Source organism: Actinocrinis sp. (assembly GCF_035650855.1).
In the GTDB taxonomy this organism is placed as follows: domain Bacteria; phylum Actinomycetota; class Actinomycetes; order Streptomycetales; family Catenulisporaceae; genus Actinocrinis.
The window spans coordinates 19,895-28,444 of sequence record NZ_DASRGV010000075.1; the positions used below are offsets into that span (position 1 = coordinate 19,895).

Sequence of the window (8,550 nt, forward strand, 5' to 3'; positions counted from 1 at the left end):
GTGCGCTTAGGTCGTATCTGGCCGCGCCGCGGCCGCCTCGAACCTCAGCATGCTGAACGTCTCGACCTTGGGAGAGGGAATCGGATGGAAAGCACGGGAAGGCGGGGTCGCGCGCGCGGCCTCGTGCCGCTGCTCGCGGTGGCCCTGGTGGCCGGCACCTCGGCCGCGGCCGCGCAGGCGGGGACCGCGCCGGGCGCGCGTGCATCGGGCAAGTCCGTCGCCAGCGCCGATCCGGGCTGTCTGCTCAGCCAGCCGGGCAGCTCGATCAAGCACGTGATCTACCTGCAGTTCGACAACGTGCATCTGACCCGGGACAACCCGAACGTGCCCAGCGACCTGGAGCAGATGCCGAACCTGCTGAACTTCATCACCGGCAACGGCACCATGGACGCCAACCACCACACGCCGCTGATCGCGCACACCGGAAACGACATCCTCACCTCGATCACCGGCCTGTACGGCTCGAACCACGGCCAGCCGATCTCCAACTCGTTCCGCTACTACAACCCGTCCGGGACCACGAACTCGGCGGCGTCGTTCGCCTACTGGACCGACGGGGTCGCGGACTTCTCGACTCCGGCTCCGGCCGACACCGCACCCGAGATGGTCACCCAGGCCGGGAAGAACACCCCGGCGCCCTGGGTCGCCTACACCAGGGCCGGCTGTGACTTCGGCGCGGTGTCGACGGCGAACACCATCCTGGAGAACACCACCATCGACATCCCGAAGGTGTTCGGCGCGAACTCGCCCGAGGCAGCGGAGCTGAAGGCGAACCCGAGCCTGGCCTCCACCGACTTCGTCGGCATCGGCGTGCACTGCGCCAAGGACTCGACGCTGTGCGCCGGCTCGGCGAACGCCAAGCCCGACCTGCTGCCCGACGAGCCGGGCGGCTACACCGGCTACCAGGGGCTGTTCGGAGCGAAGTACACCAACCCCGCGATCTCGCCGAGCGGCCCGGTGACCCAGGTCGACGGCGCCACCCCGATCGTCGACTCGGCCGGCAACCCCGGCTTCCCCGGCTTCGACGGCATGACCGCGGCCAACAGCCTCGGCTACGTCGCGCAGATGCAGGAGGCCGGCGTTCCGGTCACGTACGCGTACATCTCCGACGCGCACGACAACCACAGCACCGTCAGCGCCTACGGGCCCGGTGAGGCCGGGTACGTCGCGGCGCTCAAGTCGTACGACACCGCGTTCGGCCAGTTCTTCACCCGCCTGGCCAAGGACGGGATCAACAAGACCAACACCATGTTCGTGGTCACCTCCGACGAGAACGACCACTTCGTCGGCGGCAAGCCGAGCCCGGCGAACTGCGACGGCGTCACCGTCCCGTGCACGTACTCGCAGATCGGCGAGGTCAACGCGAACATCAAGGGCCTGCTCGCGACGCAGCAGAACAACACGACGCCGTTCGGCGTGCACGCGGACTCGGCGCCGAACTACTACGTGAACGGCAACCCGGCGCAGGACGACCCGACCACCCGGTCCTTCGAGAAGGCCGTGGCCGCGGTCACCGCGACCAATCCGTACACCGGCACCACCGGCCCGATCGTCAACTACCTGGCAGACCGGACCGAGATGAACATCCTGCACATGGTCACCGGGGATCCGCTGCGCACGCCGACGGTGACCGAATTCGCCGATCCGAACTACTTCGTCTTCAGCGGCGCGGCGAACTGCAACGCGCCGTGTGTGCAGGCGCAGGCGGCGTTCGCGTGGAACCACGGCGACTTCTCCCCCGACATCAACACCACCTGGCTCGGCCTGGTCGGCCCCGGCATCAAGCACCTCGGCGTGACCGACGCGGTGTGGTCGGACCACACGGACATCCGGCCGACGATGATGGCGCTGCTCGGACTCAGTGACGACTACACGTACGACGGTGTTCCGCTGATCGGGTTCTTGAACCCGCGGGCACTGCCGCAGTCGGTGCGGACCGCGCTGCCGCTGTACGAGGCGCTGGCCGCCGCGTACAAGCAGCTCAACGCCTCGGTCGGGCAGTTCGCCGCCGCGACGCTGAAGCGGGCGACCGCGGCGATCGAGTCCACCTCGCCGGGTGACGCGACGTACCTGCAGACCGATGCGGCGCTCGCGGCGCTCGGCCAGGAGCGCGACGCGATCGCGGCGCAGATGAACCAGCTGATCAACGGCCAGTTCTTCGACGACGGCGGGTTCTCGGCATACTCGCACGCCGCGCTCGCCCCGCACGGGATCCAGGGCACCGGGCACAACAGCATTCCGGCCCTGATCTCCTCGGCGACGACGCTGATCGGGAAGGCGTGAGCGCCTACTGACGCGGTGAGGATCTGAAGCCGGTCGGGCGGAGGATCCGGAAAAAACGAAGACGGCTGGCCCGCCCCGGTGTTGTGTTCCGGGGCGGGCCAGCCGTTTCAGTTCTCTGCTACTGCTACTGCTACTGGTCCTGCTTCTGTTTCTCGCTCCGCGTTATCGCATGAGCTGCTGGGCGAGCGCGCGGCGCGCCCGCAGCATGGTGCGGTGGAGGCGGTGCTCCTCCGCTTGTCGTAAGCGTTCACGGTGCAGTTCTTGTGCGAGCTGATAGTGCGTGTGCAGCATGACGTTGCTCCTGATGCGCAGGTCGGACGGGTTGGCGTGGCCGGGAACCGGGGGAACGAACAAGTCAGTGGTGGACATCGGGGTTGTCACTTTCTGGATTCGGTAGGTGTTGCCTGTTTGCTTGCTGCTTGCGGGTCGTCGCGAGGTCAGGCCGCGACGGCGACGACGTCGGTCTTGCGCGGACGTCCACGCGGCCGCTTGCGGGCCACGATCACACCCTGGACGAACAGCTCGCCGCCCCAGACGCCCCACGGCTCCTTGCGCTCGAGCGCTCCGGAGAGGCAGGCCTCGCGGATCGGGCAGGCGGTGCAGATGCTCTTCGCGAGCTCGACGTCGGCCGGCGACTCCGCGAAGAACAGCTCCGGGTCGGTGGAGCGGCAGGGCAGGTCGTCGGCGAGCGCGACCGGCTCGAACACGGTCAACTGCATCGTTGATTCCTTCCTCTCGGTCTCGGCGCCGCCGGCTGCGGGGCCTGGGTTCACTGCGGTGGTGCTGGGGATCTGGCTGCGGGTTTCGACCTTCGCTGTCTCGGTCAACTCGCCGTCTTCCTCGGTCGTGATCTGAATGCGGTTCAGGTCCCGCCGCCCCTCGCACCACCGGTTCTCGCCGGAGGAACAAGAAGGCCGCGGATCCCGGATAATCGGGTTCCGCGGCCTGGAGGTCGCTCGTCTGACTGGTTGTCAGACCGGTGGTCTCCAGGGTCGTGGGTCCCGACGGGACATCAGGTGAAGCTGGTCCTGCTGCTTGGTGGTGCCGGTGGTACCGTTCGCGATCACGCTCTTGGCGCTGGCCGTCGTGCTGCCGTCGACGTCACGATCGACTCCGCGTCGCTTCGCGGCGACGGCCGGGGTGGCGGCATAGCCGACACCGGTGGCCTCGACGCGGCCCTGCGGTCGCACCAGCGCGCCGGCCCAGACCTGGGCGGCGGCGGAGCTGAGGGAAAGGGCGGCGGGAGCGAACGTAGCGGCGACGTCCGACAGCGATGGGCAGGCCGACAGGACCGCGGCGGACGGAATCGTCGTCACCATGGATTCGTTCCTCACGGGTCTCGCCTCCTGCCTATTTCTCGGCCGGCACCGGGGGCGAGCCGGTGGCGGCGGGTTCCACTGTTTCGGTGGTTCTGCCGGTGGATCGGCCGGGTATTGCGGCCAAGTCCGTGTGCTGGAGAGGCTAGGGTAGCTACTCCGGCCGCGCAAACTATTTTTGAGCTGCGCATTTGTCGCTACGAAGAGCAAGGGATGCCGAGTGCTGAGAACCGACGCCGCAGCGTCCCCCGTGTTCGCCCCACTATCCTGTCATGGTTGATCGGCGGTGTCACCCCTTGCGGGCGAACTTCTCGGGGAAAAGTGGCAGGGCACGACTCGATAAAGACGGGAACACCGATGCCGCGCCTCGCGTCATCTAGGACTGTGTCGACCAGCACCGAATCCTCCGCGTCCGCGGCCCGGGCGCCCGTCGGCGACGGCGAAAGCGACGGCGCGGACGTGACCGCGACCGGCGGCCGGTCCGCGGCGCGCTCCCGCCCGGCCGCGGCGTTCGCGGCGGTCCTGGGCGCGGTGTCGCGGCCGGTGTCGCGCTATTTCGCGGCGCCGGGCTGGCGGCGGACGAAGCGGGCGGCGGACCGGGTGCTGCTGATCGTGGTCGTCGGCGCGGTCGGCTGGACCTTGTGCAGCTCGGTGTTCCTGGGGACGCGGGCCGTGGCCAACCGGGGGGTCGCGGTGGTGCATCTCGGCGGTCAGCCGGAGGTGCAGATCACCTGGGCCGACGGCGGGACGCCGAACTACCCGGTGCTGCCGAGCGAAGTGCTCACCGGAAGCCGGACCGCGCGCGTCGCCATCTCGATCTCGAACGACAGCCCGGACGGCGTCGTGATACAGCCCGCGACGCTGACCGGCCCGTACTTGGCCGGCACGGTCGTGCTGCGGCCGGACAACGGGAACGGCTACATCCTCGGCAACGGGACGATCCATCTGGTCGGCACGGTGACGGTCAACTGTGACGCGGCGGCCGGCGTGGCGCGCACGCTGGTGCAGGGCGGGCAGACGGCGCCGCAGCAGCCGACAACGATCGCCTTCGAACTGCGGGACACGAACAAGAAGATGCACAAGGCGTTTCTGGTCATCGACACCACGGCGGCCGCGCTCCAGGGAAGGGTGTGCACGCGGTGAGCGGCAAGGGCGAGCCGGACTTGACGCCATCGGAGACCGCGAAATCGGAGGCAGCGAAATCGGAGGCACTGGCGGCGGAATCCGCGCTTCCTCCTGAAGCGGTGGAGGGCGAGGCTGTGCAGCTGGAAACCGCGCCGCCCGATCCCGAAGGCGCTTCCCCTGACGCGGTCAGCACCGGTTCTGTCAGCACCGGTTCTGTCAGCACCGTGAACCGGCGGCGTCGCATCGGCATCGCCGTGCTCATGGCGGTGGCCGCGATCGCCGGGGCGGTCGGCAGTTGGGTGTACAACCACGGCTACAAGGTCAGGGCCGCGAACAACTCGGCGATCATCCGGTCGGGCGCGCAGCTCTCGACGTATGTATCGCCGGGTGACTACACCGCCGTCACGGTTCCGATCCGCAACGACAGCCCGTACCAGGTGACCGTCATCGGCCTGACCGTGCCCAACGCGCCGAAGCTGGTCTGGGATCACCAGCAGGTCGTCATTCCGCCCAACGCCACGACCAACCTGCGGCTGTACACGCGCGGCGAATGCGCGGCGTCCCCGCACCCGATCACCCATCGCCAGCCGGTGACGGTCGTGGTGCGGGTGCTGACGATCAACGGCAAGATGCACGGTTCGCTTCAGGAGCTGATCAGCGGCGCGATCCAGTATGCCGACGACCTGTGCGCGATTCCGTCGGCGAGCGAGACCTTCTGACGCGCTGAGGCCTCCTAAGCCGCTGAGATCCTGTAACTCGCTAGGGCGTCGCTAGCGCCGTCCAGTCTTCTTCCCCGCGCGTTTCGGCGCGCGGGTCAGAAGAGTTCGCCTCCGTCTTCGGTATCCGCACTGTCCTCGTCCCCATCCGCGTCGCCGTCCCCGTCCGCCGCGCCGCCTGACGCGCCGAGCAGTGCGAGCACGTCCTCCGCGTAGCGCTCCAGCTTGGTCGCGCCGACGCCCGGGATCCCGGCCAGCGCCGCGCGATCGGCGGGGCGAGATTCGGCGATCGCGGTCAGCGTCGCGTCGGTGAAGACGCAGTACGCCGGAAGCGACTGCTCCTTCGCCCGCGCGGAACGCCACTCGCGCAACCGCTCGAACAACGCCTCGTCCAGATCCGACGGACAGTCAGCGCACCGGCCGAGCTTGCGCTCCACCGCCTCGATCAGCGCGCGCCCGCACACGCGGCAACGCACCGGACCGGCGCGGCGCGAACGCTTGGCCTCGTCGCCGTTGCCGCGTCCCGCTCCCCCTCGGCCGCGCACGACGGACCCCCCGGGTCCGCCGGATCGAGCCTCCTGCGCTTCGCGCAACGCGTCGAGGAACCGGGACGGCCGGCGCGTGGCCCGTCCGCCGGGTGACCGGGCCAGCGCCCAGGAAAGCCGCAGCCGTTCCCTGGCTCTGGTCACCCCGACGTACAGCAGCCGCCGTTCCTCCTCCACCTGATCCGGGGTCTCGGCGTAGCTGATCGGCAGCAGGCCTTCGGTAAGCCCGACCAGCAGCACCGCGTCCCACTCCAGGCCCTTTGCGGAGTGCAGCGAGGCCAGCGTCACGCCGTCGACCACCGGGGCATGCTGCACGGCGGCGCGGGCGTCCAGTTCGCGCACGAACTCGGCGAGACCGGCTTCGGGATGCGCGGACGCGTATTCCTCGGACAGCGCGGCGAGCGCGGCCAGCGACTCCCACGCCTCACGCTGGCGGCCGGAGCCTGCCGGGGGCGTGGGGGTCCAGGTGCCGTTGCTGGAGAGCACCGCGCGCACCGCGCTCGGCAGCGGTTCGGGATCCGCGCCCACGGCGGCGACCGCGGCACCTTGCAGCAGCGTCTTGGCCTGACGCACCTCGGGCCGGTCGAAGAATCGCTCGATGCCGCGCACGACGTAAGGCACGCCGAGGTCTGCGAACGCCTGCTCGTAGACCTCGGACTGCGCGTTGATCCGGAACAGCACCGCGATCTCGGCGGGGCGGGTGCCCGCGTCGATCAGCTGCCTGATCCAGCGCGCGACGCCTTCCGCCTCGGTGGTCTCGTCGGCGTACTCCTCGTACTCGACGGCCGGGCCCGGCGGCCGCTGCGCGACCAGCTCGACCCTGGCCCGCGCGGTGCGGCGCTGCGCGAGCGTGTCCGTGGGCGCCTCACTCAACAGCGCGTTAGCCAGCGCCACGACCTGGGGCGTGGACCGGTAGTCGCGCACGAGCCGTACCACTGTCGCGTCCGGGTACCGATCCGGGAAGCCGAGCAGGTATTCGGGCGTGGCGCCGGTGAACGAGTAAATGGTCTGGCTCGCGTCGCCGACCACGCATACCGAGTCGCGCTTCCCGAGCCAGCAGTCGAGCAGCCGCTGTTGCAGCGGGTTGACGTCCTGGTATTCGTCCACGACGAAGTGCCGGTACTGGTCCCGCACCCGGTCCGCGATGTCCGGGCGGGTCTCCAGCACCCCGATGGTCAGCAGCAGCACGTCCTCGAAGTCGATCATGCCGCGATCGCGCTTGGCCGCTTCGTAGGCCGCATACACCCGGCCGGTCTCCGCGGGGTCGCGCGGCGGCATGCGGCCCGCCTTCGCCGCGGCCACCGGATAGTCGTCCGGAGTGGTCTGAGTGGCCTTGGCCCACTCGATCTCGCTGGCCAGGTCGCGCAGTTCGGTGCGGTCCGCGCGCATCCGGCAGGCCGCGACCGCCTCCGCTATCAGCGGCAGCTTGGTGTCTATCAGCTGCGGCGGCGGCCCGCCGACCGTGTGCGGCCAGAAGTACTGCAGCTGACGCAGCGCGGCCGCGTGGAAGGTTCGCGCCTGCACCGTCCCCGCGCCCAGCATGCGCAGTCGGCCGCGCATCTCCCCCGCCGCGCGCGCGGTGAAGGTGACCGCGAGCACCTGGTTCGCCGGGAAGACGCCGCGCGCCACCGCGTACGCGATCCGGTGCGTGATCGCCCTGGTCTTGCCCGTCCCGGCGCCGGCGAGCACGCACACCGGGCCGTGCAACGCGGTGGCGACCGCGCGCTGTTCGGGGTCGAGTCCGGCGAGCAGGGCCTCCCCGCTGTCGGCCGCGGTCGGGTTGGTCATGGGAGCCATACTCTCAGGCGGCACCGACAGCGCGCTGAGGCTATCCGGGATCCGGGGAAGACTCCGGCCGCCGAGGTGGTTGACGAAATGACCGGCGACGCGACCGGACGAGCGGAATTGGAGCAGTGATGGCAGCGCAGATCACGATGTACTCGACGCCTTGGTGCGGGTACTGCCGCCGGCTCAAGGGCCAGCTGGAGCGGGCCGGGATCGAGTACGCCGAGGTCGACATCGAGCGGAACCCGGAAGCGGCCGATTATGTGATGTCTGTGAACAACGGTAACCAGACGGTGCCTACTGTGACGTTCCCGGACGGATCGGCGCTGACAAACCCGAGTCTGGCTCAGGTCCAGGCGAAACTCGCCTGACGACTATGTAACACCCTCGCCAAACGGCGTTCACCCGGAGTAGGTTGCGCCTACTGCCGTGTCGTGTGCTCTTGCGCGCGCCGCGGCAGTGGCACCAGCGCACACCGCACCAAAGGTACGACAGCACACGTACAGCAGGCATACGTACAACAGTGTTCGGTACTGGTCCGGGTGGAGTTCATGGCTACCGTCGAGTTCGTCGATGCGTCCCACACGTATCTGGGGACGAAGAGTCCGGCCGTTGACAATTTGAACCTGACCATCGAGTCCGGTGAGTTCATGGTGCTGCTCGGGGCCAGCGGCTGCGGCAAGACCACGGCGCTGCGGATGCTGGCCGGGCTGGAGACCGTGGACACCGGCGCGGTGTTCATCGACGGTTTCGACGTCACCGAGTCGCAGCCGGGCGACC

Annotated in this window: 9 protein-coding genes; 5 read left to right on the top strand and 4 right to left on the bottom strand. The window is 69.2% G+C overall.

Annotation, left to right across the window (positions count from 1 at the left end; genetic code table 11):
* Positions 1 to 84: 84 nt before the first annotated feature.
* Positions 85 to 2,283: an alkaline phosphatase family protein gene (locus VFB40_RS06005; RefSeq protein ID WP_324848288.1), complete on the top strand. Its 2,199-nt coding sequence runs from the start codon at positions 85 to 87 to the stop codon at positions 2,281 to 2,283.
* A gap of 162 nt (positions 2,284 to 2,445) precedes the next feature.
* Here VFB40_RS06005 and VFB40_RS06010 read toward each other — a convergent pair whose 3' ends face one another.
* The 3 genes from VFB40_RS06010 to VFB40_RS06020 all read right to left on the bottom strand — a co-directional run bounded on the left by VFB40_RS06010 (position 2,446) and on the right by VFB40_RS06020 (position 3,617).
* On the bottom strand, positions 2,446 to 2,652 hold the full coding sequence (locus VFB40_RS06010) for a hypothetical protein (protein WP_324848289.1): 207 nt from the start codon (positions 2,650 to 2,652) through the stop codon (positions 2,446 to 2,448).
* Between the two features lie 68 nt (positions 2,653 to 2,720).
* On the bottom strand, positions 2,721 to 3,056 hold the full coding sequence (locus VFB40_RS06015; protein WP_349261361.1) for a WhiB family transcriptional regulator: 336 nt from the start codon (positions 3,054 to 3,056) through the stop codon (positions 2,721 to 2,723).
* 198 nt (positions 3,057 to 3,254) lie between these two features.
* On the bottom strand, positions 3,255 to 3,617 hold the full coding sequence (locus VFB40_RS06020; RefSeq protein WP_324848290.1) for a hypothetical protein: 363 nt from the start codon (positions 3,615 to 3,617) through the stop codon (positions 3,255 to 3,257).
* Between the two features lie 366 nt (positions 3,618 to 3,983).
* Between VFB40_RS06020 and VFB40_RS06025 the strand changes: the two genes are divergently transcribed.
* Both VFB40_RS06025 and VFB40_RS06030 read left to right on the top strand, forming a co-directional pair.
* Entirely contained in the window at positions 3,984 to 4,742 is a 759-nt protein-coding gene (locus tag VFB40_RS06025) for a hypothetical protein (protein WP_324848291.1), read from the top strand.
* A 101-nt stretch (positions 4,743 to 4,843) separates the two neighbouring features.
* Positions 4,844 to 5,443 carry a hypothetical protein gene (locus VFB40_RS06030; RefSeq protein ID WP_324848292.1) on the top strand — a complete coding sequence of 200 codons (600 nt, stop codon included), beginning with the start codon at positions 4,844 to 4,846 and terminating at the stop codon, positions 5,441 to 5,443.
* Positions 5,444 to 5,538: 95 nt separating this feature from the next.
* Here the strand turns inward: VFB40_RS06030 and VFB40_RS06035 are convergent, their stop codons facing one another.
* On the bottom strand, positions 5,539 to 7,773 hold the full coding sequence (locus tag VFB40_RS06035; RefSeq protein WP_324848293.1) for an ATP-dependent DNA helicase UvrD2: 2,235 nt from the start codon (positions 7,771 to 7,773) through the stop codon (positions 5,539 to 5,541).
* Between the two features lie 128 nt (positions 7,774 to 7,901).
* On the opposite strand from VFB40_RS06035, the gene VFB40_RS06040 reads away from it, so the two are divergent.
* Both VFB40_RS06040 and VFB40_RS06045 read left to right on the top strand, forming a co-directional pair.
* On the top strand, positions 7,902 to 8,141 hold the full coding sequence (locus VFB40_RS06040; RefSeq protein ID WP_324841210.1) for a mycoredoxin: 240 nt from the start codon (positions 7,902 to 7,904) through the stop codon (positions 8,139 to 8,141).
* A gap of 180 nt (positions 8,142 to 8,321) precedes the next feature.
* The coding region (locus VFB40_RS06045) for an ATP-binding cassette domain-containing protein (RefSeq protein ID WP_324848294.1) at positions 8,322 to 8,550 on the top strand (229 nt) is incomplete at its 3' end.